This is a genomic window from Nonomuraea sp. NPDC048916, from assembly GCF_040649575.1.
Lineage (GTDB): Bacteria > Actinomycetota > Actinomycetes > Streptosporangiales > Streptosporangiaceae > Nonomuraea.
Genome location: NZ_JBEZFS010000287.1, coordinates 1 through 381 on the forward strand (window position 1 = coordinate 1; position 381 = coordinate 381).

Here is a 381-nt window from a genome sequence, read left to right on the forward strand (position 1 = left end):
GTCGGCGCGGACCATCGGCCGGTTCGTCGGGATCGGCACCACACCGAGCTTGTAGATCTGGTGGAACTCGGCGGCCTCGGTCATCGCCGTACCGGTCATGCCGGAGAGCTTGTCGTAGAGGCGGAAGAAGTTCTGCAGGGTGATCGTGGCGAGGGTCTGGTTCTCGTCCTTGATGTCCACCCCTTCCTTCGCCTCGATCGCCTGGTGCATGCCCTCGTTGTAGCGGCGGCCGGCGAGGATACGGCCGGTGTGCTCGTCGACGATCATGACTTCGCCGTCGATGACGACGTAGTCCTTGTCCTTCTTGAACAGTTCCTTGGCCTTGATGGCGTTGTTCAGATAGCCGACGAGCGGGGTGTTCACCGACTCGTACAGGTTGTC

The 381-nt window shown here is 61.7% G+C and carries 1 pseudogene; it reads right to left on the reverse strand.

The annotated features are described in order from the left end of the window. Positions 1–381 (reverse strand): annotated as a pseudogene (locus AB0C16_RS40885) (preprotein translocase subunit SecA); the annotation flags it as partial.